This window comes from Polyangium fumosum (assembly GCF_005144585.1).
GTDB classification, from domain to species: Bacteria; Myxococcota_A; Polyangia; order Polyangiales; family Polyangiaceae; genus Polyangium; species Polyangium fumosum.
Window position 1 is genome coordinate 1 of sequence record NZ_SSMQ01000005.1, and the last position, 23,876, is coordinate 23,876.

The following is a 23,876-nucleotide window of genomic DNA, read 5'->3' on the forward strand; positions in this document are numbered from 1 at the left end:
TGCGCAGACGTCTGCGCGCGCTTGCTGTCGAAGCTCGATGCGCCCGGCGGCCGGACGAACGCGCGTGCGCGCGGCGCCTGCCACGGCAGCGGGCCGGCGTCCAGACGGGGGTGAGCGAGGTGATACGACGAACGCGCGTGCGCGCGGCGCCCGCCACGGCAGCGGGCCGGCGTCCAGACGGGGGTGAGCGAGGTGATACCGTCATCTGCGTAAAAATGCGATAATTTTTCCGCTGCGTCAGCAGCCAGAGCCTGGGCACGATCGAGAGTTGATACGTCGACTCCCCCAAGGGCTCCATGCGAACTTGCTCGAAGTGATTACAAATACCAGACCAAAACCTGTCGTGCTGTCCCGCGTTCATCGTGAACGTGGCATTTTGCCCAACGACCTCATCGAAGTCGATGCTAGCGTTTTTCGAGACTGCTATCAGGTTGACCTGAAACATGTTCGACAGTCGCTCGTGGATCGAGAACTGTCGCACGTCGAGCTGGTCGCCCGATCCCACCTTGACCTCGAGGTTCTTCCCCAGCACGCGCCCCTTGGCCGCGCCCAGGATACCGCCGACGGCCCCCCCGATTTTCCCCTTGGCCTTCGCGACTGCCCCCTGCATCGCTTTCCCGGGGTTGAACGACGTGACCGCGATGTCCTCGAAGACCGGCAACTCCCCCGCGACGAGCCCCTCGGCCTTCCCTCCGATGAGCCCTCCCAATGCCGCGTTGATCGCGCCTCCTGCAACCCCTCCCGCGACCACACCCGAGATCTGCCCCGTGACCTTTCCTGCGATCTTCTCGACCGCCCCAGCCACCACGGCATTGCCCACGACGTTGCCCACGACGCCCGTGACAGCGTCCGTCGCGAGCTTTCCGGCATCTGGCAAGCCACCTCCCGCGACGGCCCCCGCGACCCCGCCCCCAACTCCCCCGAGCGTTCCCCCCGCAATGCCCGTCACGTGCGCGCCCACATCGAGCGTCCCTCCCTGCGTGACGCTCTTCAGCACCGCGCCTGCCTCGGCCACCTTCTGGCCGACATCGAGGACCTTCCCGACCTTGTCCCCGGCAACCTTGGCCGCGGCCTCGTCGATCCCCTCCACGGTGATCTTGGCGGACACGTCTGCGGGCCCATCGTCGGGCTTGAAGCTCATCGAATCACCTTCCTCGGACCAACCAGCGCCCAGACGAACCCGCATGCAGGGCTCGCCACGCTCCAGGTTACCCATCCTCTGGTTTGCCCGTAAGCCATCCCGTATGCACCACAACAATCCCTAGCAAGTTCAGCTAGTTAGTACGCTACAGCCCAACCCCACCCCTGGATCCCCCATCCCCCACCCCACAACCTTCGCAAAAGTCAATATGTAACCACATCACCCACACATCCCCCCATCCCATGCGACCCACCAACTATGCATCCATGTCAATGCTACTAACGTAGTACCCGTACCAGTTTCCCCTACCAAACCAATCCCTGTACACTCCCGTCTCATGTCATCGACGGGAGGACCCGCGGCCCCTGGCGACGTCGTCGCCGGGCGGTATCGCGTCGATTCGTGGCTCGGGCAGGGCAACATGGCCGCGGTGTTTCGCGCGACGCACCTCGGGACCGGACAAACCTGCGCGCTCAAGCTCGTGCATCCGCAGCTCATCGAGCGCACCGAGATCCGCGACCTCTTCGTTCAAGAGGCGCGTGTCGGCGCGCGGATCGGAAAAAACCCGCACATCGTCGACGTGTTCGACGCCGGAATCGATCCACAGCGCGGCGTGCCGTTCCTCGCGATGGAGCTGCTCGAAGGCGATACCCTCGACAGGTACATCAAGCAGCGGGGACCCGTGCCGCCGGGCCTCATGCGAATCCTCTTCCTCCAGCTCGCAGATGCCCTCGGACAAGCACACACGGCGGGGGTCATTCACCGCGATCTCAAGCCTGGGAATCTATTTCTCACGTACGACCGCAGAAAAAGCCCGCTGCTCAAGGTCGTCGATTTCGGCATTGCGAAGGTCCTCGAGGAGGGCGTCCAAGGAACGGCCACTCAGGTCGGATCCCCCGCATACGCCGCGCCCGAGCAGCTCGGCGCAGCCATGCGGCCCATGGCCGCGAAGATGGGCGTCGTCATCGCGCACGGCGTCACGCCCCAAACCGATATATGGGCCCTCGGCGTCATTGCCTACGAGCTCTTGCTCGGCGCTCCCCCAGGCCATCTGTGGACGGGCTCGGAGCGGGGCAGCATCGCGGACATCATGATGGGCGTCGCCATCCAGCCAACGCCGTCCGCGGTCGCACAGGCAGACTTCAAAGCCCACCTCTTTCCGCGGGGATTCGATGAATGGCTGGATCGATGCCTTCGAAAAAACGCCGCCGAACGATGGCCGAATGTCGAGGAGGCCGTCCGAGCCCTCGCCGAGCTGCTCGATAGCGGGTACGATGACGGAGAGACGCAGCAGATTCGTCCACACGCATTGCTTGGCCTCACAAAGCAAGCATCGATGCGCGCGACGATGCCGCTCCAGCCCAAACCAGCCTCCGTACCGCCTCCGCCCGTGCAGACGGCCGTGCTTCCACCGGGTCTCTACCCCCTGCCCGAACAGGCAACGGCGCCACCACCCCAGCCCCAAAAGCCCCGCGCTGCCGTTTTGCAAACGTTGCCGCTGCAAGCAATGCCGCCCGAGCTCCGCGCCACGCCGCCTCCCATCGAGGCCCCTCTGCCGCCGGTTACCCGCGCGCCGCTACCTTCCACCCCGGTGCAGGTGGGTCCTGCATATACCTCCACATCCGCGACGCATGCGCCGATGGCATCGGAGCCGAGGTCTTCGCTGCCGTCGGTCCCTCAATCGGCCACGACGACACACGGTTTGGCCACGACGAACCCGCCGACCACAGGAAGTGCCTCGAAGAAGCTCGGCATCGCGCTTGGCGTCTCGGCGCTGCTCGCGGCCTTGGGTCTCGTGGCATTCGTGCTGACGCCGAAAACAGGAGGGCTCCGGATCGAGGTCACCGGCCGTGACCTCGGCAAGGTCGCGATTTACGTGGATGGACAGGAGCGTTGCGGGACGACGCCGTGTGTCGTCGGCGATCTCGAGCCTGGGGATCGCATCATCAAAGTCGTCGTGCCAGGAAAGGGCGACAAGGTCGTCTCTGCGAGCGTGGAGCGAGGAGAAGAAAGCCCTGTCCTGATTCCCATGGAAACGGCCGAGCCGGTACCGCCGACCCCTCCCGATGCCGAGCCTCCGAAGTCCGTGAATACGGCGTCGGCGTCGACGTCGCCTGCCGAATCCCCCTCCGTGGCGGCGGCTGTCGGTACCATCCCGGGGGCGACGCCGGGCGAACCCGCACGAGCGTCGGGCCCCTTGCCGACAGCGACGCCGACGGTTGGCATAGCAAACCCACCGGCAGCGCAGGCCAATGGAACACTCAACATCAACTCGATCCCGGTCTCGAAGGTCGTGCTGGACGGGCGGCCGCTGGGCAACACGCCCAAGGTCGGTCTGTCGGTGCCGGCAGGCACACACACGGTGACCTTTGTTCATTCCGAGAGGGGGAAGCAGACCGTGACGGTCACCGTAAACGCGGGGGAGACGAAGACGGCCGCGGTGAAGTTCAAGTAAGCGGCGAGGACGCGGACAGCACCGTCAAGACGGTTCTTTCTCAAACACTCCCGCCGCGCGGACTCCTCTCGGCACGCAGCATGCGAAGCGTGAGCTCGACATGAATGTCGACGAGCGCGTCGAGGGGAAGTGCCTCCGACGGCTCGTACCAAGAGGGGATTCGCACGCCGATCGCAGACAACGCCGATGCGGTCGCCACCTTGTCGGGGATGGAAAACCGCCCCATGGCCACGCCTCGTTCGAGGATCTGGAGGACGAGCGCCATCGACTGCGCGCGAATCGCGAGCGCCGGCGCCGCCAGCTCGGCGGTCAGCGCGAAAATTTCCTCATTGACCACCACCGCCAGGTGCGGATACGTCGCGTGGAGGCGGGTATGAGCACGGGCGAGCGCACATATCTGATCGATCGGATCGTCGCCCGCGTCGCGGAGCGCCGCCTGCAAGGTCGACGCGTGCACCTCGTAGCCCACGCGGACGAGCTCCGAAAGGATGTGCTCCTTGGAGGGGAAATGCGAATACAACGCGCTCGGCTGCAGCTCCAGCACCTTGGCCATGTCGCGGACCGAGGTGCCGTGGAAGCCCTCGCTCGCGAAGAACCGCAAGGCGACCTCCAGGATCCGTCGCCGTGTGCCCTCGGGTACGGAGGACGGCGGGAGAATCGCCTTTGCTGCCCGCAATCGTGAGGCCCGGAGTGAACTCATGACGTGATTCGCAAAACGAACGCTCGTTTCGCGCTGGGTAGCAGAGTCCACCGGAGCGGTCAATACGGTCTGCTCACGGGTGCGCGTCGAACCAGCCGACGACCTCTTCGGGGCCGGCAGCGAGCCAATCGTGCCCCACGCCCGGCTCGACGACGACGCGCGTCTCCTTGCCCTCGGTGACGAGGCGCGCGTTGTACTTCTCCATCGTGCCCACAGGGACGACGAGGTCGGCCTTGCCATGAAGGAAAAGCGTCGGCGGGTGATCTGCAGGCAACGCGTCGGGCAGGATGCAAATCGGGCCGCTGCACGTCGCGTACGACGCGGAGTGAATCGCGAGCGCGCGGAACTTTCCCTGATAGCTGACGGCCATCCGGCTCGTCATGTAGCCACCACTCGAAATGCCGGTCGCGTACATCCGCGATGCGTCGAGCGGCCCGAACGAGCCGGCCGTGATCGAGTCGAACAACGAAAGCATGAAATCATGGTCCGGCGCAGTTGACCAGGCAATCGAATACGGGGGGACGTTCGTATCCCAGAACGTCGAGCCCTCCGCATGCGCCTCCGGAGCGAGCACGGCGTACCCCGCGTCGAGGAGCCCCTTCACGGTGAGCGCCAGGTGATACACCCCGTGGGGGCCATCCACGGCGCCCTTGAACATCTTCGGGGGACCATAAAGGGACCCCTGGAACAGGAGCACCACGGGAAAACCCTTCGCGGGCGGCGTCCCGAGCGGTACCTGCCAGATGACGTCCCGCAGAATCCCTGCCTGCGCCGGGATGCTTTGCGTTTCGTAAGGACACGCGACCTCTTGCGGCGAAACGGTACAGCGCGATGCGGCGCCGCCGCCAGAGCCCCCGGCCCCCGAACCGCCGACACCCGAACCGCCCCCCGCCGCGCCGCTGCCACCCGAACCGTCACCACCCGAACCGTCACCACCCGAACCGTCGCCGCCCGAGCCGCCGACCCCCGAACCGCCGACACCTGAACCACCTGCCCCGGCGCCGCTGCTCGAGCTCGCAGCCTGCGGTCCTTCGCCGGGCGGCTCGACATTGATCGTGCATCCGCTCGTAAAAACAACGAGCGGCATCCAGGCTGCCACCAGGAATCGCCAAGATTCACGTACCATGACAAACCTCCCCGTGTTCTGCCGGAGCCGTCGCGTGCTCCTTCAGGAAATCGAGCAAGAGCTGGTTGAACGCTTCCGGTTGATCGATCGGCGTGCAATGCCGCGAGTCGGCGACGACGGCCACGCGAGCACGCGGAATCCGGGCGGCATACGCTTCCTTGGCCGCGACCGGAGTATAGTCCTGATCGCCCGTAACGACGAGAACCGGGCATCGAATCGTACCGATCCGCTCGGCTACGCTCCATCCGAGGATCGCGTAGGACGCGGCGCGATACGCGGCCGCGTCATTCTGCGCGAGGCGGGCGGCGAGCTTCCGGCGCAGCGCCTCCTGATCGGGGCGCGGGAGGTTCTTTTCGGCGATCTTCCGCGCGAACCCCGGCAGGCCAAGCACACGCAGCGCGACGATTCGTTGCACGACCGCCAACCGCTCGCGGAGCGTGCGCGGCACGAAGGCCGGAGCGCTGTTCACCACGACGAGCGATCGAACCAGCGAGGGGTGGTCGACCGCGAGCTGGAAGCCGATCATGCCGCCCATCGAAATGCCGACGACGTGCGCAGGGCCAAGCGCGAGCGCGCGCATCACCTGCGCCACATCGGCAGCAAACGAGGAAATCCGGTACGGGCCGGGCGGCTTCCCCGAACGGCCATGTCCACGCATGTCGACGGCGACGACCGTATACCGCTCCGCGAGCGCAGGGATCTGCATCTCCCAATCGAGCAGGCTCGAACCAAGGCCGTGCAAAAGGAGCACGACCTCGCCCCGCCCCTTCACCTCGTAGTGGATCTCACACCCGTCGACGTGTATGTGCGGCATCGTTCCCCTCGATCGCGATCCGAAACACTGAACGATCGTTCGTTCAGTTCTTGCGTACCAGACTTCCGGGGGGGAAGTCAACAGGTGTCGGCATCCCTCCAGCGCGGGCCTTCCACGAGGCTCCCGCTTGCCGTGGTGCGGAACGGCGAAGTAGAATCGCCCTCGATCACGTGAACGCTGGCAACGTGAACGAGACGGCGATCGAGGGGCTCTCCCTCGCGCATTACGCGGCGGTCAAGGCGGCCGTCGCGGAGGGGTTCACGCTCGACGAAGTGCTCGCGACAGAGGGCCTTTCGCCGGAGGACTTCAAGCGAGCAGATACCACCTGGAAAACGGAGCTCGCCGCGGACCAGCATTTGCTCGGCAGGTATGCAGAGGCGCTCGCGCATGCGGAAGGCCGGCTCGACCGTACGGTGGAACCCCTCTCGATCGATGCAACCGCCTGGGCGAACTTTCTCACGGCCATCGAGACCCACGAGCATCCGCTCGACCTGCTCGCGACGCTGGGCCTCGGCATGAACGATTTGTCGCGTCTCGCGCGGCACTGGTCACGCCGGTTGGAAGCGGAGCCGGCGCTTGCGAAGCGTCTGGCCGAGCTTCGAAAAAAGGACTCTGGCTCGATCCCGACGATCAAGATAGGACCTCCCATGCTGCGTCCGTCGCCCATGGCGCGGGCGAGGGCGAAGACCAAGGATGCGCCTGAACCATTGGCCCCCGCGTCCCTTTCGGTGCCGGACATCGTCCCGCGCGGAATGCGCCATTTCACGAGCGTGACGAATACCGAAGCCGCGCCCGGCATACCAACGGGGCCCGCGTTGCCCTTCGAGCCGCCGCGCGCGGCTGTCGTGGCGCCGGATGCCGCCCGCGTCGCGCCGCCCCTTCCCGAGGGGATGCGCCATTTCACGAGCCTCACTGGAACGACGCCGGCGCCCGATGTCACGGCGAGGCCGGTCCTCCCTTTCGTGACGGCCGACGAACCGGATCCCGCGCTGCCGCCCGGGATGCGCCATTTTACGAGCCTTACCGGAACGACGCCGGCGCCCGACCTCCCCCGCGGTCCCGCCTTGCCTTTTCTATCCGCCCCGGCCTCGAAAGCTCCGACCCCGGCTGCCGCGCCGAGCCTCCCGCTCGAGCACTACGCCTGCATGTGCGTCGAATTCACGCTTTATCCCACGCATAGCGCAGCCATTCTGGCCCGATATGGCATCCATGACGACGAGCGCCGACGGCTGGACGGCTACTGGGGCGCCAAGGTCCGGCAAGACGCGGGTACGCGAGCTCTGTGGGAACGCGTCTATGCCGAGCATTGGACGCGGCTCGGCGGACCACCGAAACGGAATCGCTGACGTCAGCGCTGCTGCTCGCGTCCCCAGGTGTCGCCGCGATCGGCTGGCTCACGAGATCCTGCGAGGTACCTTCGTTCCCCCCATCGTTCGACCTCCCTTTCAGCTCCCGTGCGCTGAAACGAGCGCTTCCTTCGTCGCCTCGTCGGCTTCCTCGCTGACGTGCAATCCCGTTGCCCGCTGAAACGACGCGAGCGCGATGCGCAATCGTTTGTCAGCATCGAACATTTCGAGCCCCTGCATGTAGCCGAGATGCTCGAGGCGCTTGCGGACGCCGGAGGGCTCGTCGATCGGCTCCATGTCGCCGATCATGACCGGAAATACCATTCCCATCTTCGTGAACCGTACCCTGACCTCACGCACATGTGCGGGGACCTGGAGGGTCACCTTGCCCGATGCGTCGCTCTCGCCAGTCTGCGGGGCCGCGAGCCCCTCGACCTCGTAAGGCTCGTTCGCGATGGCCTTGCCGCCCACCTGAAACGTGACGCGCACCGGGACCTTGGGTACGTCGGCCTTGTACCGGTTCGTCGTGCCACACCGAAAGGGGAGCGAGGGCCGCGCGGGCTCCGGCACGAAGAGGACGTCGCCGGGCACCAGCAGGTTCGGCTTGCGCTTCGCGCGGAGCTCGCTGTTCTTCGGGTGCTTCCAGATCTCGTCGGCGGCGATGCCGAAGCGCAGCGCAATTTTGGCGAGATAGTCTCCCTGCCGAATGACGTAAGACTTCATGATCGGGGTCGCCTCCTCATGCCTCTTCGACGCCACGCAGCTCCGGGAACGAAATCTTCCCCGGCGCCTTTACCCCGACCATCGCCTTGCCATCTTTGTCCGTCACCCCGCCGATCTCGGTCCCATCGTCGAGCGTCAGCACGTAACGCTGATAGGCGAGCGGGTGGCCTTCCTTGTCGACGAGCTCGATGATCGTAGGCGGTTCCGGCTCAGTCACCGGGGGATCCTTCGCCTTTTCGGGCGAGTTGAGGAGAATCTGCGCGCCGTCCACCTTCACCTCGTTGCGCATCATGAACGATGCCCCGGCGTCGGTTTTCAGGAGAATCGCATCTCCCAGAATCTGCGCATACGCGTGCTCCGACGCCATTTGCAATCCGTCCTCGGAAACGGATAGCTTGCTCGACCCGCCCTTCACCCGCAGGCTGGGCGCGTCGAACTCGATCCCGCCTTCCGTGATCCGTATCGAGCTCTTCCCACACCGGAGAATCAGCTCTTTGTCCGTACGAATCTCCGTGGTGCCCGTGCTGGAGAGTGAGATCACGCCCTCCACGTGGACCGCGAGCGAGCGCTGCGCCTCATGATGGCCCACCACAATCGTATGGCATCCTTGGATCCTCGTGGTGAGATCTCCCATGTACGCGAAATTCGCGTCTCCCGAGACCTCGCGCCGCTCCTGCCCTTCGACCCGCGCGACACGATCCCCCGACACCCGCGTGTCCACGTTGCCGCTCGTCACATCGATACGGTTGCCCGACACCTGCGTGGCATGGTCCTTCGCGATCCGCTCGTCCACGCTTCCGCCGACCCGGAGCCGCGCGTCTCGCCCAATGGCGTCGTCGCGGTCGCGCTCGACCCGGATCGCCTCGTCCACGCGCACATGCAGGGTGTGGTTGCGTTCCACCACCTCGTCGAGATCCCGCTGCGCGCGCAGGTAAATCTGCTCTTGGTCCTTCTTGTCCTCGAAGCTCAGCTCGTTGAAGCCACCTCGGCCCGGCGACGATTGCGTGCGGATCCCGCTCCGCGTCTTGTCCTCCGGCAGCCGAAACGAGGGCGGATGCGTGCCGTTGTACATGCACCCGAGCACCATGGGTTTGTCGGGGTCACCGCCCTCGAACGTCACGACCACCTCCATCCCGACGCGCGGAATGAACTGCGTGCCCCAGCCGGCCCCGCCCCAGGTCTGCATCGTGCGCACCCAGCACGAGCTGTGCTCGTTCGACTGCCCCTCCCGATCCCAGTGGAATTGCACCTTGATCTGGCCCATGCGATCGGTATGAATCTCGACGTCCGGCGGGCCTACGACCGTGGCCGTCAGCGCCACGGTCGCGCTCCGGCGCTTCGGACGCGGCGGGCAAGAGACGACGCTCGCAGGCACGCACGAAAAGCGGTTGCGATACACGTCCCGCTGCCCCTGGGGAGACGCCGCCCCTTCATGCTCCACGGCCGTCACCGCATACTCCCCATTGACGTCGTGTACAGGGTGATCTTCCAGCCGGAAGCGGTGGCCGACGCCCAGCGCAGGGCAGAAGCTTTCGCCCTCCGCGACATGTGCATCCCGCCGCATCTGGCGCAAAATCAGCGGGGGCTCCTGGCTCGCGTCGCGCCACTTCGGGAAGAGGAAGGGGGAATGATGCTCGAAGTATTCGAGCTCGGGCCCCGCGAGCTCCCCGCCGAGCGAATCCACCGGCGCGCTTTTCTCGGCAGCCGTGAGCATCGTCATCGGCCGCTCGGGATCGTACTCACGGTGCATGGCAGCGGTCGTGCGCACACGCCGCTCCGGCTCGAATCTCGTCACCTTGTCGAACGCCGCGGTGCTCGTGCCCTGGATCGACAGGTAATAAAGCGTCGGACTCGGAAGCTCCACCGCGATCGAAGCCCCCCCCACGTCGGCCGTCGGGCCGGCGGCCGCGAACGCCGCGATCGCCGCGCCGACCGGGTTGCCATCGTCGATCGGCGCATAGGCGCCGGCGTGATCGGCAAAGAGGATCGTCTCGCCGGAGAAAAGCTCTGCCAACACCCCTCGCTCGCGGGCGCCGAGCGGCGTCCCCGGAGGCCGCACGCCCACGGCGCTCGCGGCAGCCAAGGCTTCCTCGACGGCCTTTCCGCGCTGCGAATAGCGGAAGAAGAAGCCCGACTCGGCGACGAGCCGCCGGAGGAAGCGATAGTCCGTCTCCTCGTACTGCGTGCAATACTCGCGCGCGGCGTACATGCGCTGAAGGTTGAAGCGCGACTCGATGCCCGCTTCCTTCAAGACCTCCGCGAGGATCTCGTCGACGCGCTTGCCTTGGAAGATGCGCGAGCGGCGGCGGTGCTTGAGCAGCCATAGACGCGGGACGAGGCGGATCCTGTACTGGGAGACGCCGTGGGCTCCGCGCGCGCCTTCTTGCCGTACAGCGGCGACGACGCCGTGAAATACCCGTGACGCCCTCCCCGCGCGCAGCAAGAGCAACGCACGCTGGCCGAGCGCGCGTCGCTCGATCGCTCCCGCGGCGTCCTCCGGGGCGGTCGCCACGACGTCGAACGAATAAAGGCCGGAGAGCGCCTCCTTCCCGCGGAACGAATGCACCGTGAAGTGATCCAGCGGGAAGGGGTGGACCATGAAGCGGTACAATACCTGCCCCCCGTCGAGCGAGCCGGCGCCGCGTTCGTTCGATACGCTTGCTATCATGAGCGAAGTGTTCCCGTCGGACTCGTTCGTGATGCCCGAAGGCAAGGTAAGCGAGCCCGCATGCGGATGTCGAGAGGAAAATGGCGCGAGAAGCGACCCGTGGGCTCTTCCCTCCTGGGATCGAGGCGCAGTAGGATGCCCGGAGAGCTGGCGGCCCACGCGGGCCCCGGCGACGAGGTTTCCCATGGGTGCGCCGGGTGCAAAAGAGGGGGATACGATCCACGGGATCGACACGCATATCGTCCTGGTGCCATCCCCCGCCGGACCGGTGCCCACGCCGACGCCCCTGCCGTTCGCTGGAGCCATCTCGGAGCAGGTTGCAGCCACCGTTTTCGTGCAAAACAAGGCGGCGGCGACCGAAGGAAGCGGGGCGCGCAACCATCCGGCGCACGTGCCTCCAGGGGGCTCGTTCCTGAAGGCCCCTTCCAATCAGGCCCGTGTGTTCAAGGGCAGCACGACGGTGTTCTTCGAGGACAAGCCCGCGGCACGCATGGGGGATCCTGCTTTGACCTGCAACGACCCAGCGGATGCGCCGAATGGCACGGTGGTCGTCGTCGCCGATGCATGCGGCCCGGGGACGGTTTTCGTCGGCGATTGAGGAGTTCCTGGCCCATGAAGGACCACGAATCCACAAGGGTCCGATCTCGCTGACCTCCACGATCAGGCGGACCGCGCCCTGAAAGGCACGGCGACCTCCCCTGCAGGACGCCGAGCGGGACGACCGTGTCAACCTCGATCCAAGCTCGGCGTGTAGGTCCCTCTCCTACCTATTTTCGCACATCGTGAACGCTTTTGGCCCGCAGGTGGGCATACCTCATCGGGGACGACGACGAACACGTCGCTCACCTCCGTTCCGTGGGCGTGTCTCCCGCCGGTGCATCGCGCCTGGCGGCTTGCGGATCCAGACGGCGCGGAAAAGCGTACTCCGGCCGTCCCCGAAGCCGCGTTTGCGCGGTTCACGTGCGCTGCGCGCGCCGCCGCTTCATGGCAAGAACCGCGCGTTTCGGGGAGGCCCTGTGCACGGGGGCGTGACCAGGGCTCGGAGACGGGGGAGCGCAGCACGCATCGGCCTTGCTCCCTGTATCCGCGCGGGTTCAAGGTGTGGTACATGGAGGGCGTGGTTATGTTGGGTCGCATCAGAGACTTTCTTAGGATCCCGCTCTTGCTCTCGGTGGTTTCGATCGGCGCAAGCTGCGCCGTGGGCGAACTCCCCGTCGGCGAAGACGCGGGCAGCAACGAGGGCGGCGGCGGCGCGGGCGGCAGCGATCTCGGGCCCTGCGGCGTGGACTGTTCGGCGCTCGAGACACCGCAGTGCACGATCGCCGTGTGCAACACCGGGCAAGAGATCGGCCCGGTCAACACGTGCGTCGTGGTCCCCGCCCCCAAGGGAACCGCGTGCGACGACGGGAAGTTCTGCACCAGCAACGACACCTGCGACAGCGGCAAGTGCATCGGCGGAGACACGAACCAGTGCGGGATCACGCCTGATCCGTGCTCGTCGGTCATTTGCTACGAGGAGTCGAAGTCCTGCGACGTCTTGCCGGTGAACGACGGCACGGCCTGCACCCCGAAGGACCTCTGCCGGATCAACGGCGTATGCAAGCTCGGCGAGTGCCTGGGCGAGGTCAAGCCCTGCACGTTCTCGCCGCTGAGCGAGTGCAACACGGTGGCCTGCGATTCGGCCACGGGCAAGTGCGTGGGCACCCCCGACTTCACCAAGGACAACAAGCCCTGCGTGCTCACCGGAGACCTCTGCACGGTCAACCGGACATGTTCGGCTGGGCAATGCGTCGGCGGCGCTCCCAAGGATTGCTCGGCGCTCAACGTCGGGTGCCAGCGCGGCGAGTGCGACGCCATGACCGGCTTCTGTGGCCCGACGCCCGCGCCGGTCGGGACCTCCTGCTCGGAGGGCGTCGCCGAGTGCCAGGTGGGCGCGTGCGACGTGAAAGGCACCTGCATCCCCTCGCTCGCGGCCGATGGCAGCGCGTGCAACGACTACAACAGTTGCACCACGGCGAACACATGCATGGCCGGCGCTTGCGCGTCCGGCAGTCCGGTCGCGGACTGCGTGTCGTACCTCCACGAGGGCTTCGAAAACTGCCAGAACGGCTGGACCTTCGGCGGTGATTGGGAATGCGGCAAGCCCACGAACGTGGGTCCGACCGCGGCCCACATCGGCGAGAATGTCATCGCCACGCAGATCGCCGGCCTGTACCACGTCAACCAGCTCTTCAGCACCGCGGTCGCGACGTCGCCGGCCATCGACCTGACCCAGGCCGCCAGCCCCCAGCTTTCCTTCTGGGCGTGGGACCACACCGAGGGCGGCACCTTCGACGGCTGGAACCTGAAAGTCAGCACCAACGACGGGCAGAGCTTCACGGACGTCACGACGGTGAGCCCTGCCTACGGCCTGACCATCGCCGGCCAAGCCGCGTGGGGCGGTAATCAATCAGGGGAAGGCTGGAAGAACTACACGGCGGATCTTTCCGCCTACGCCGGGCAGTCGATCCGCCTGCGCTTCGCCTTCCGCAGCGACGGCGCGTCCGTGTACCCGGGTGTCTACATCGACGAGGTCGTCGTCGCCGAATCACTGCAGATCCCGCTCTACATCACCACGACGTCGCCGCTCACGGACGTGTATGCGGGGATGAGCTTCTCGTCCCAGATCGTCAAAATCGGCGGCACGAGCAACGCGGAGTGGAGCATTACGGAAGTCCAGAACGCAGGTTGGCTGACGATCGATCCGACGACCGGCCTGCTCCAAGGCACGCCCACGGCGGCGAACGTGGGGCCGGTGACCGTCATCGTGCACGTCAAGGAGCCGACGTTGCCCTCGAATTTCGCGGAGAAGACGTTCACCTTCAACGTCAAGCACGACGCGTACTACACGAGCTTCGAGGGTATGTGCCCGGACGGCTGGACGCTGACCGGCGATTGGCAGTGCGGTGTCCCCACGACCGTGGGCCCCGCGACGGCGTACCTGGGAACGCAGTGCCTCGCCACGCAGCTCGCCAGCAATTATAGCATCTCCCAGACATGGGCGGGGACGACTGCCACCTCGCCCGACATCGACCTCACGGCCGCGCCGAGCCCGACCCTCACGTTCCGCATGTGGATGGATACCGAGGGCTCGACGTACGACGGTGTTCACCTGGAGATCAGCAACGACGGCGGGATGACGTATTCGGTCCTCAATAGCGTTCTGCCGGCATACCCGCTGACCATCGCCGGCCAGCCCGCGTGGGGTGGTCACCAGGCCGCGTTCGGCTGGCAGCTCTTCCAAGCGGATCTCTCGGCCTATGCGGGCCAGATCATCCGCCTGCGGTTCGCTTTCCAGAGCGATCACACCGGGAACTATCCCGGGGTTTATCTTGACGATATCTTCGTCGACTGAGGAGCCATCCATGAGCCGACCTGCCAGGATTCATCGGCATCTTTTTGTCTGCCTCGCCATGGCCAGCATGGCCGCTGGCGTGTGGGGGGGCTGCTCCGCGGCGCCCGTGGAGAACACGACCGGGTCGAACAGCACGAGCAGCTCGTCGTCCGGAAGTGGCGGCGCGGGTGGCGCCGGGGGCACCGGGGGCACCGGAGGAGACATCGACTTCGATGGAGGTGGGGGCGACGACGACTCCGGCGCCTGCATCTCCACGAGCGCAGAAGCCCGCCGCATCCCGCTCGACATCGTCTTCCTGATCGACCAATCGGGCAGCATGACGGGCGCGAAGTGGACGGGGACCACGACGGGCTTGAAGACGTTCTTCAATGATCCGGCGTCGTCCGGCATTGGTGCCGGATTGGTCTACTTCCCGACCCAGGAGCCGTACGACTGCGAACCCACGCATTACGCGCTCCTCGACGTGCCCATTGCTGGGCTGCCGGGGAACGCGTTCGACCTGTCGAACTCGATGCCCTTCGACGCCACGGGGATCGGTACGCCCACCTGGGGCGCGCTCAAGGGGGCGCTCAGCGCGGCCACCGCCTACCAGGACACGCACCCGACGCACAAGGTCGTCGTCGTCCTCGCCACCGACGGCGATCCCCTCGGGTGCGGGTCGGCGACGATCGACGACATCGCGACGCTGGCCAAGAGCGCCCGCGAATACAACGGGGTTCGCACCTATGTCATCGGCGTGGCCGGCTCGATCATCAACAACCTCCACAAGATCGCGGCGGCGGGCGGGACGACGGCGGCCTACGACATCACGCAGGACATCAGCAAGTTCTCCGCGAAGATGGGCGAGATTCGCAGCGAAGCGCTCGGGTGCGATTTCGAGATCCCGCCTGCGCCGAACGGCCAGGAGATCGACCCGAACAAGGTGAACTTCAGCTACATGCCGAAAGGCATGGGCACGCCGAAGATCATCCCCCGCGCCACCGATCTCGCCGACTGCAACGAACTGCCCGGCTGGTACTACGACAGCAACGCCGGCCCCACGAAGATCATCCTCTGCCCTGCGTCGTGCGCCACCGTGCAGGCCGACAGCAGCGCGAAGGTCTCCGTGCTCTTCGGCTGCGACTCGATCATCCATTGAAACCCCCTTCTCGTGTCGTGGCGCGGCGTGAAGTCGGCGCCGGCCACGCACGGGTTCTTCCGGAAGCCTTACCCTCAACAAAAGTAGGACCAATATGCTTAGAAGCAATCGCGTCTATCTCGCCCTCGCCCTCCTGACCACCGCGGCCGTGGCCGAGGGCTGCGGTGGCGGCGAGGATAACGTGGGCGTCGGCGGCAACGGCGGGCAGGGGGGGAGCACCTCCTCCATGAGCTCCTCGAGCAGCACCGGCGGCACCGGCGGCACCGGCGGCACCGGCGGCGCCGGCGGCGGGGTGACGTGCCCGGACGATCAGTTCACGGTGTTCGCCGTCAAGGAGCTCTTTTTCGGCGAGGGCAACAGCGGCGAGTGGAAGAAGTTCGGCTTCAACCTCGACGACAAAGTGTCGACCGGGAATTCGGATGACCTCTGCAAGCCGAACGCGGGCGGCACGGGGCAGACGGCCTATCCCGACGGCGACGACGGGAAAGACAATTCATTCGGGAAAAACCTCCTGCCCACGATCCTCACGCTCTATCCGGCGTGGCCGCAGGACGTCAACAATGGCGTCAAGAACGGCAACTTCACCGCGCTGGTGAAGACGCAATGCCTGCCCGCGACGGGCGACGCCCAGGGGCTCACGTCCAAGCTCTTCGGCGGGACGACGCTCGGCATGGCGCCCAAGTTCGACGGGACGGACAAGTGGCCGATCGAGCCCGGGCTCCTCAGCGATCCCATGGATCCGCAGTCGTCGACGATCATCTTCCCGAACAGCTCGGTGACGGGCTCGCTCTTCGAATCGGGGAAGAACGGGACGTTCATCCTCTCGGTCCCGGTGAAATCGCCGACGAAGAGCACGTCGATCAAGCTGACCTTGCACGCGGCGCGGATGGCCATGAACCTCTCCGCGGATCGCAAGAGCGCGACGGAAGGCATGATTGGCGGCGTGCTCAACACGGAGGAGTTCGTCGCCGAGGTCAAGAAGGTCGGCGACCTGCTTGGCTTGTGCGGCAATCCGCTGTTCGACAACCTCTTGAACCAGGTCCGGCAGGCGTCGGACATCATGACCGACGGCACCCAGGACCCGACCCAGACCTGCGACGGCATCTCCATGGGCCTCGGGTTCGAAATGGTGGAGGCCATCATCGGCGATGTGGGGCCGGCAAACCCGGTGGGGACGGCCTGCCCGTGAGGGCGGGCTCGGCGCCATAGACGGGCTCGGTGGGGTGGGGGCAGCCCCCTACCCCACCCTTTCTCGCGAAATCACGCGGTCGCGGCGTGGGGCCTGAGCTCGCCGGGCGGCAAGTGCGCGCGGACCATCTGCAAGAGCTTGTCCCTGCTCGTGAGGCCGACGTGCCGCGCGATCTCCTTCCCGCCCATGAATGCGATGACCGTGGGAAATCCGCGGATCCCGAAGCGGACGGCGAGCCCGGGCTCATCGTCGCCGTTGACCTCCACGACCTTCAGGCGCCCCGCGCCCTCCGCCGCGATTCCATGAAGGATCGGCGCGAGAACGCGGCAGGGCGGGCACCAGGTGGCGGTGAAATCGACCAGCACCGGCACGGCGGCGCGCGCCACCTCGGCCTCGAAGGTCTGCGCTGTGACGGATCGGACAGGGGAGTTGGACATGAGACGCTCCTTTCCTCGGGAGGTCTCGAGACGGGCATCCATTACGGCGATCGTTTTGCTGTAATCTCGGGCGTGCTCGACACCTGACCTTCGGGACCCATGCACGACGCCGACGGTACGGAGGACGTTCTGGAACACATCTCGCGGCTCGCCCTCGCGCGGCGAGCCGCCCTCGCGGCCCTCGCGCGGAAGGAGGGCGTCTCGCCCGAGGATGCGGTCGATTGCGTCCAGGAGGCCCTCTGCAAGCTCCTGGTGGCCGCGCAGGACGGCTCGCTCCCGACGGAGGACGAGGATTGGTCCGCGCTCCTCGGGGGCATGGTGCGCAACGCCGCGCGCAACCGGCGGCGACGCCACTTCCTCGCGCGGCCCCACGACGATCTCGACGCGCACCCGCTCGACGCGGGCGAAGGCATGGCCGCAGACGAGGTGCTCGCGCGCGCGGAGGAGCACGTGCGCCTGCGCGCCTGTGTCGAGGAGCTGTGCGAGATCCAGAAAGCGGTGGTGACGCTCCGGATGCTGGAAGAACAGCCGGGCGAGGACGTCGCGCACGCGCTCGGCATTACGCCGGGGTACGTGGCCGTCCTGCTGCACCGCGCCAAGGCGGCGCTGCGCGTGTGCATGACCGGACGCGACGCGGGCCCGTCCTGACCCCGCGCCACGTGCGCGCGGTCAGCTCTTGAGGAAAGCGAGGAGATCGGCGTTGAGGCGGTCCTTCTCCGTCGCCGCGAGCCCGTGTGCTCCGCCCTTGTAGATCTCGAGGCGCGCGTTCTTCACGAGCTTGGCGGCCGCGAGCGCGCTCGCGCCGATGGGGACGATCTGGTCGTCGTCGCCGTGGATCAGGAGTGTCGGCACGTCGATCTTCTTCAGATCCTGGGTGAAATCCGTCTCCGAGAATGCCTTGATGCAGTCGAGCACGTTCTTGAAGCCGGCTTGCATGCCCTGGAGCCAGAAGCTGTCCCGGAGCCCTTGCGAGACCTTCGCTCCGTCGCGGTTCGCCCCGTAAAACGGAATCGTCAGATCCTTGAAGAACTGCGAGCGATCGGCGTGGACGCCTGCGCGAATGCCGTCGAACGTCGCGATCGGCAGGCCGCCCGGGTTGGCGGGGGTCTTCAGCATGAGCGGCGGCACGGCGCCGACGAGGACCGCCTTGGCGACGCGCGCTGTCCCGTGGCGACCGATGTAACGCGTCACCTCGCCGCCGCCGGTCGAATGCCCGACGAGCGTCACGCCTCGGAGGTCGAGGGATTCGATGAGCTCGCGCAGGTCATCGGCATAGGTGTCCATGTCGTTGCCGTTCCAGGGCTGGCTGGATCGGCCGTGACCGCGGCGATCGTGGGCGATGCACCGATAGCCGTGCGATGCGAGGAAGACCATCTGGTCCTCCCAGGCATCCCCGTTGAGTGGCCAGCCGTGGCTGAAGACGACGGGCGGCCCGCTGCCCCAGTCCTTGTAATAGATCTGCGTGCCGTCCTTGACGGTGACCGTTGCCATTCGACCAACTCCTTCCCTTCAGAACGCGAAACACTCACAGGCGCCGTCGAACAGGTTGCCGAGCTCCGACAGCCATCGCGGGAGACCCAAGGCCGCCTCGGGCTTTGCGTGCGTCTGCATGCAACGACTCGCAGCAGGAAGCGCGGCTCGCGCGCTCTGCCGGAAGGCTCCAGGATACCGGTGCACCGGCGACCAGTCCGGCATCACCGGCAGATCCCCCGGGTCGAGCGGCTTGAATTCTTCGGCGGCGTACACCGGTTTGCCGCCGACGATGGTGAGCACCGATTCGAGCGCCTTGATCTCCTCGTCGGGAATCTTGAAATAGTCGGCGGTCAGCACCGCCAGATCGGCGAGCTGCCCGTGGGCGATCGCGCCGCGCGTCCCTTGCTCCCGTGACATCCAGGTGCTGCCCTGGGTGTACAGCCGAAGCGCTTCCTCCCTCGTGAGGCGCGCCTTCTCCGGATACAGCGAAAGGCCGCCGAGCGTCTTTCCCGTGGACATCCAGTACAGGGAGACGAACGGATTGTAGCTCGCGACGCGCGTCGCGTCCGTACCTGCGCCGACCGGGACCCCGAGTTCCAGCATTCGCCGGAGCGGAGGCGTGCGCTCGGCCGCCTTGGCGCCGTAACGATCGACGAAGTATTCGCCCTGGAAGGCCATCCGGTGCTGAACGGCGATCCCTCCCCCGAGCGCCTTGACGCGCTCGATGTTCCGGTCGGAGATCGTCTCGCAATGGTCGAAGAACCAATGCAGCTTGTCGATCGGGACGTCGCTGTGGACCTTCTCGAAGATGGACAAGAACCGGGAGATCGATTCGTCGTACGTCGCATGGAGCCGGAACGGCCATTGGTTTTCGGCCAGGAAACGAACGACACGCTCGAGCTCGCTCTCGAGCTTCTCGGGGAGGTCGGGGCGCGGTTCGAGGAAGTCCTCGAAGTCCGCCGCGGAAAAGACGAGCATCTCGCCCGCGCCGTTGCACCGGAGCATGTCGTCGCCGTCGCCCGGCTTCACGATCTTCGACCAGCGCACGAAATCTTCGAGCTCGCCGCCGGCTTTTTGCGTGAACAGGTTGTAGGCGATCCGCAGGGTCATCTCCCCACGCTCGTGGAGCTGCTGGATGATCTGATAGTCCTCCGGATAGTTCTGGAAGCCGCCTCCCGCGTCGCACACGCTCGTCACGCCGAGCCGGTTGAGCTCTCGCATGAAGTGGCGGGTCGAGTTGTACTGGTATTCCGGGGGGAGCTTCGGTCCTTTCGCGAGCGTCGCGTAAAGGATGGTCGCATTGGGCTTCGCGATGAGCATCCCGGTCGGGTTGCCCGCCTTGTCGCGGACGATCACGCCCCCGGGCGGATCGGGGGTATCCTTCGTGTACCCGCACGCGCGAAGCGCCGCGCGGTTCAGCAACGCCTGGCAGTACAGGTGCAGGACGAAGACCGGCGTGTCGGGGGCCGCCGCATTGATCTCGTCGAGCGTCGGCATTCGCCGCTCTGCGAACTGGAACTCGCTCCATCCGCCGACGACGCGCACCCATTGCGGCGCGGGCGTGCGGGCCGCCTGGTCGCGGAGCATTTCGAGCGCCAGCGCCAGGGAGGGCACGCCCTCCCAGCGCAGCTCCATGTTGTAGTTCAGTCCGCCGCGAATGACGTGGAGGTGCGAATCGTAGAGCCCCGGAATGACCCTGCGCCCGCCGAGATCGACGACCTTCGTCTTGGGCCCGCGCTCGAACTCCGCGGCATTGTCGACCCCTGCGATCCGGCCGTCGACGACGACCACCTCCTTCGCTTCGGGGTGGCTCGAATCGAGCGTGGTGATGCGTCCGTTGTGGAGGATGAGATCGGCAGTGGTCTTCATGAAGTCCTGTTCCCGGGCTGAAGCCAACCATGCGCGAGCTTCACGAGCAATGGCATGGCACCCCACGTGAGAACCGCAACGATGCCTCCGGCGATGACGCCGGAGGCGAGGACATGCGGGAAGTTCGGGCCGAGCAAGGGCAGGAGGATCGCCGGGACGATCATGCTGACCGGCCACACGGCGATCCAGGTGAGCAAGGCCATCTTCCAGCGCGGCGGCATGGGATCGGCGGCGCTGCGAAACCAGGCTTCGAGACCTTCCAATCGTCGGTACGTCGGTTCACCTTCCACCATCGGCGCGATACGAGCGAGCCATTCCTTGTAGAGGGCCGTCTCGTAAAACGCGTCGCGGTCGGCGGCGCTGGCAAAGCTGCGCAGAATGCCGTACTCGTTCGAGTCGGAGCCGGGCGGCGGGTAAAGGCAATGCACCCCCCGCGCGCCGGCCTCGGCCAAGGACCGACTGGCGAATTCGGTGAGCGCGCGCTCGAAGTCCGCGATGTGCGTCTTCCGAACGCGCCGGACGATGGCGATGTGAAGGGTCTCGGCCATGGCGATGCCGTCAATGACCGGATTTCTTCGGCACGATCTGCGGCTTGATCGCCGATTGCGGCGCGTGATGGACCATCGTGTAGGCGTACTCGACGCCCACGCCGTAGGCCCCGCCGTGCTGCTTGATGAGGCCCATGAGCTGGTTGTAGTGCTCGCGCTTCGCCCAATCGCGCTGCCACTCGAGGAGCGCGGGGATCGCCGTCAGACGGATCGCGCCCGCCTGGACCATCCGCGACAACGCCGCTTCATGGGCGGCCGGCGAGGTCGCTCCGCAGCAGTCCTCGACGACGTAGACGTTGTAGCCGGCGCCGAGCATTTCGATGGCGGGCCAGGTCACGCAGACCTCGGTCCAGAGCCCGGTGAGGAGAATGTTCTTTCGGCCCGTCGCCTCGATGGCGGCGCGGAACCCCGCGTCGTCCCACGAATTCATGCTCGTCCGCTCGACGATCGGCTGCCCCGGGAATACGTCGAGGAGCTGCGGCCAGATGTATCCGCTGAACGACTCCGTCTCCACCGCGGTGAGGACGGCGGGAACGCCGAACTCCTTCGCGCACTTCGCGAGCAGCGTCACGTTGTTGATGAGCGCCGCGCGATCGATGTTGGCGACACCGAACGTCATCTGCGGCTGGTGATCGATGAAAACGACCGCGCTGTCTTCCGGCGTGTAAAGCTTGTGGTACTTGTTCATCGTCCTTGCACCTGGAATGAGGGTTACCGTTCGAGCCGCCAAGCAGAAGCCTGTCGGGCACGCGAGCGGCGCAAGAGTACCCCGTTTTGGCGAGAGCGCAATCGACCGTGCAGCCTACGCCCCCTCCCTGCAGAGGAACGACCCCCCCCTCCTCCTTTCGAAGGATGGACCGTCGGTTGGAATTCTGACATGGCCGCCATGCAATCGGCGAGATTCAATATGTGTACGTGGTCCATGTCCCGAAGAAGTCCACATCGGTCCCGCCCCCTTCCGTGATCGCCGGGCCGGGGAAGACGTGTGTGTACTCCGCATTGAAGGAGAAGTGTCGATCCGCTTTGTAGCCGATCGATAGCGACGTCTGCGCGGCGGTGAAGCGCGCCCGCGTCGCCTCGCCCGGCACCAGGACCGTGCCGGGCGGCGCGTACACCGCGTCCTCGATCGCCTGCCGCCAGAACAGAGTACATCCAGCCTCGAACGACATCTTCGCCCCTTCGATGCGGAGCAGCGGGTGCGCGTCGTAGAGGTTCGTCGGATAGACCGCCGGCAGCGCGCTGAAGAAGCTTTGATTGGGGAAAAGCGGTTGGAACGTCGTCGTCCGCCCGTCGCGCAGACGATCGTCGCCGCTCAGCGCGTCGCCGCGGATGCCCAAGCGGACGGGCTCGAGAGCGCCGGGCAGGCGCTGCCACAACGCGCCCGCGAATCCCCACGCGAACACGCTGTCGTCCTCGATCGAGCCGCGCTGCACGAGGGCGTGCCCGACATACTCGAGTCCAAAATCCGTCTCGCCGAAGATACGCGCGCCAAACGTGTGGCGGACCTCGCGCCCTCGCACATCCGCGTACGCCGCATCGGGCCGGCGGCGACCGAGATAAAAAACGTCCAGGCCGAGCAGCTTTTTCGGCAGAACGGGGAGCGTCGCGTACATCCCCCAAAAACGATCCTGCCCATCGGGAGCATCGTCGAAAACGCCGCGCCGAAGGCCCGGGACGACGCCGAAAAACGTCTCCACGTTCCACCCACCGTGCTTCGAGAGCGTGACACGGACGAGATCGAACGCCTGCCGGACGTTCGTGCCGTCGCGCGTGCCCACCCATCGCGTGGAGCCGAGCGCCATCTCCTGACGTCCGACGCGGCCGGTGATTCGAATGCCGCCGAGCTCGGCGCTGCTTTCGACGAAGACTTGCGTCACGTCGAGGTCGTTCGCGTCCGGAGGCTCGGCTTCGGAACGGGGCACGCCGAGCGCGTAAAAGCCCCCAATCTGCGCGAAGACGCGGAGCCCCCGCGAGAGATGAAGATCGGCGTGCAGGAGGTTGCGCGAGAGGAGCACGCTGCTCGTCGTACGACCGTCGTCGATTCCGAGGTCGATGGAATTCACGGACTCGTAGCGAAGCCGGTGCTGTCCGCCAAAGGAGAGGTATGCGCCAGGCCAGAGCGACACGTATTTGATCGGATCCCACGGGTCGTCCCGCGGCCCATCCGCGTGACGAGAATCATCTTCGAGGTATCGGATCGGCCGGTAGGGCGAATTCGTTCCCGTCTCGTCGCCGTGTGCGGGGACGTCGGGCGAGGACCCGCTTTGGGGAGTGGATTGTCCCGCGGCGGCGTGGGCGAGAAAAAGCAGCCCGGAGAACAGCGCCAAGGCAACGCGCGCGTCTGGCCTCACCGTTCGTCTCCGCGGAGGCCCCATGCCTTGGGAGCGAGGCGAGCGCCCAGGTGATCCCAGCGGTCGCGCAGCCGATGATCGAGCGACCAACGCCCTGGACCCGTGAGCACGAGGACGACATAGGGCAGGGCGTAAAGGATGGCCGACTGGACGTCCGCGCCCTCGAACCCACGCGCGCCGAGGACGAGCACCATCATCATCGTAAAGACAATGGGGAGCGACGACAGGCGCGTGGCCAAGCCGAGCGCGACGAGGAGGCTGCATACCCCCTCGGCGCCGAGCGCCATCACGAAGCTCGCCGCATGGCCGACGCCGAGCGGATCGGGAAACGCACGGAGTTCGTGATCGAAGTCGGCGAGCTTCCGAACCATATGGAACGTCCAAATGAGCGCGGCCGAGCCGACGCGCAGCACGAGGAGGCCGAGATCGAGCGAGCGCGCACGGAGCGCGGCCATGGGGCTCATGGGGCGAATCCTCCCTCATCGCCAGGGGGAAAGACCATTG

Annotated in this window: 20 protein-coding genes; 7 read left to right on the forward strand and 13 right to left on the reverse strand. The window is 66.2% G+C overall.

All coding sequences use genetic code 11. The annotated features are described in order from the left end of the window. Positions 1 to 1,141, reverse strand: a 1,141-nt coding sequence (locus tag E8A74_RS54590; RefSeq protein ID WP_269749863.1) for a contractile injection system protein, VgrG/Pvc8 family, incomplete at its 3' end; no start/stop codon positions are given. Positions 1,142 to 1,478: 337 nt separating this feature from the next. On the opposite strand from E8A74_RS54590, the gene E8A74_RS06315 reads away from it, so the two are divergent. After that, on the forward strand, positions 1,479 to 3,596 hold the full coding sequence (locus E8A74_RS06315; protein WP_136928019.1) for a serine/threonine-protein kinase: 2,118 nt from the start codon (positions 1,479 to 1,481) through the stop codon (positions 3,594 to 3,596). Between the two features lie 40 nt (positions 3,597 to 3,636). On the opposite strand, the gene E8A74_RS06320 is transcribed toward E8A74_RS06315, so the two are convergent. The 3 genes from E8A74_RS06320 to E8A74_RS06330 form a co-directional block, all read right to left on the reverse strand. Then, complete coding sequence (locus E8A74_RS06320) at positions 3,637 to 4,296, reverse strand: TetR/AcrR family transcriptional regulator (protein WP_136928020.1); 660 nt, start codon at positions 4,294 to 4,296, stop codon at positions 3,637 to 3,639. 73 nt (positions 4,297 to 4,369) lie between these two features. Beyond that, positions 4,370 to 5,422, reverse strand: coding sequence for an extracellular medium-chain-length polyhydroxyalkanoate depolymerase (locus tag E8A74_RS56295; RefSeq protein ID WP_476704304.1), 1,053 nt, complete (start codon positions 5,420 to 5,422; stop codon positions 4,370 to 4,372). Beyond that, the gene (locus E8A74_RS06330) at positions 5,412 to 6,236 is read right to left on the reverse strand and encodes an alpha/beta fold hydrolase (protein WP_136928022.1); all 825 of its coding nucleotides are present in this window, start codon (positions 6,234 to 6,236) and stop codon (positions 5,412 to 5,414) included. The genes E8A74_RS56295 and E8A74_RS06330 overlap by 11 nt, the downstream gene beginning before the upstream one ends. A gap of 170 nt (positions 6,237 to 6,406) precedes the next feature. On the opposite strand from E8A74_RS06330, the gene E8A74_RS06335 reads away from it, so the two are divergent. After that, a complete protein-coding gene (locus E8A74_RS06335) occupies positions 6,407 to 7,582 on the forward strand; it encodes a hypothetical protein (RefSeq protein WP_136928023.1) in 1,176 nt (391 codons plus the stop codon). Between the two features lie 99 nt (positions 7,583 to 7,681). Here E8A74_RS06335 and E8A74_RS06340 read toward each other — a convergent pair whose 3' ends face one another. Together E8A74_RS06340 and E8A74_RS06345 are read right to left on the reverse strand one after the other, a co-directional pair. Next, positions 7,682 to 8,305, reverse strand: a complete 624-nt coding sequence (locus E8A74_RS06340) for a LysM peptidoglycan-binding domain-containing protein (protein WP_136928024.1) — start codon at positions 8,303 to 8,305, stop codon at positions 7,682 to 7,684. Positions 8,306 to 8,321: 16 nt separating this feature from the next. Further along, on the reverse strand, positions 8,322 to 10,973 hold the full coding sequence (locus E8A74_RS06345; RefSeq protein WP_170228899.1) for a type VI secretion system Vgr family protein: 2,652 nt from the start codon (positions 10,971 to 10,973) through the stop codon (positions 8,322 to 8,324). Positions 10,974 to 11,157: 184 nt separating this feature from the next. Between E8A74_RS06345 and E8A74_RS06350 the strand changes: the two genes are divergently transcribed. The 4 genes from E8A74_RS06350 to E8A74_RS06365 all read left to right on the forward strand — a co-directional run bounded on the left by E8A74_RS06350 (position 11,158) and on the right by E8A74_RS06365 (position 16,694). Further along, positions 11,158 to 11,571 (forward strand): PAAR domain-containing protein, encoded by a 414-nt coding sequence (locus tag E8A74_RS06350; RefSeq protein WP_136928026.1) that lies wholly within the window; start codon positions 11,158 to 11,160, stop codon positions 11,569 to 11,571. A 573-nt stretch (positions 11,572 to 12,144) separates the two neighbouring features. Next, entirely contained in the window at positions 12,145 to 14,367 is a 2,223-nt protein-coding gene (locus E8A74_RS06355; RefSeq protein WP_232379427.1) for a choice-of-anchor J domain-containing protein, read from the forward strand. 10 nt (positions 14,368 to 14,377) lie between these two features. Beyond that, complete coding sequence (locus E8A74_RS06360; RefSeq protein ID WP_136928028.1) at positions 14,378 to 15,505, forward strand: vWA domain-containing protein; 1,128 nt, start codon at positions 14,378 to 14,380, stop codon at positions 15,503 to 15,505. A 94-nt stretch (positions 15,506 to 15,599) separates the two neighbouring features. Then, positions 15,600 to 16,694: a hypothetical protein gene (locus tag E8A74_RS06365; protein ID WP_170228896.1), complete on the forward strand. Its 1,095-nt coding sequence runs from the start codon at positions 15,600 to 15,602 to the stop codon at positions 16,692 to 16,694. Positions 16,695 to 16,765: 71 nt separating this feature from the next. Here E8A74_RS06365 and E8A74_RS06370 read toward each other — a convergent pair whose 3' ends face one another. Next, positions 16,766 to 17,131, reverse strand: coding sequence for a thioredoxin family protein (locus E8A74_RS06370; RefSeq protein ID WP_232379406.1), 366 nt, complete (start codon positions 17,129 to 17,131; stop codon positions 16,766 to 16,768). A gap of 99 nt (positions 17,132 to 17,230) precedes the next feature. On the opposite strand from E8A74_RS06370, the gene E8A74_RS06375 reads away from it, so the two are divergent. Next, positions 17,231 to 17,779: an RNA polymerase sigma factor gene (locus E8A74_RS06375; protein ID WP_136928031.1), complete on the forward strand. Its 549-nt coding sequence runs from the start codon at positions 17,231 to 17,233 to the stop codon at positions 17,777 to 17,779. Between the two features lie 21 nt (positions 17,780 to 17,800). Here the strand turns inward: E8A74_RS06375 and E8A74_RS06380 are convergent, their stop codons facing one another. The 6 genes from E8A74_RS06380 to E8A74_RS06405 all read right to left on the reverse strand — a co-directional run bounded on the left by E8A74_RS06380 (position 17,801) and on the right by E8A74_RS06405 (position 23,836). Further along, the gene (locus tag E8A74_RS06380; protein ID WP_136928032.1) at positions 17,801 to 18,622 is read right to left on the reverse strand and encodes an alpha/beta fold hydrolase; all 822 of its coding nucleotides are present in this window, start codon (positions 18,620 to 18,622) and stop codon (positions 17,801 to 17,803) included. Between the two features lie 18 nt (positions 18,623 to 18,640). Then, complete coding sequence (locus E8A74_RS06385; RefSeq protein WP_136928033.1) at positions 18,641 to 20,473, reverse strand: amidohydrolase; 1,833 nt, start codon at positions 20,471 to 20,473, stop codon at positions 18,641 to 18,643. Next, positions 20,470 to 21,021: a putative antibiotic biosynthesis monooxygenase gene (locus E8A74_RS06390; RefSeq protein ID WP_136928034.1), complete on the reverse strand. Its 552-nt coding sequence runs from the start codon at positions 21,019 to 21,021 to the stop codon at positions 20,470 to 20,472. The genes E8A74_RS06385 and E8A74_RS06390 overlap by 4 nt, the downstream gene beginning before the upstream one ends. A gap of 10 nt (positions 21,022 to 21,031) precedes the next feature. Beyond that, positions 21,032 to 21,709 (reverse strand): hydrolase, encoded by a 678-nt coding sequence (locus tag E8A74_RS06395; protein ID WP_136928035.1) that lies wholly within the window; start codon positions 21,707 to 21,709, stop codon positions 21,032 to 21,034. Positions 21,710 to 21,923: 214 nt separating this feature from the next. Next, positions 21,924 to 23,396 (reverse strand): alginate export family protein, encoded by a 1,473-nt coding sequence (locus E8A74_RS06400; protein WP_136928036.1) that lies wholly within the window; start codon positions 23,394 to 23,396, stop codon positions 21,924 to 21,926. After that, the gene (locus E8A74_RS06405) at positions 23,369 to 23,836 is read right to left on the reverse strand and encodes a DoxX family protein (RefSeq protein WP_136928037.1); all 468 of its coding nucleotides are present in this window, start codon (positions 23,834 to 23,836) and stop codon (positions 23,369 to 23,371) included. Before E8A74_RS06405 ends, E8A74_RS06400 begins: the two co-directional genes overlap by 28 nt. Between the last annotated feature and the right edge of the window lie 40 nt (positions 23,837 to 23,876).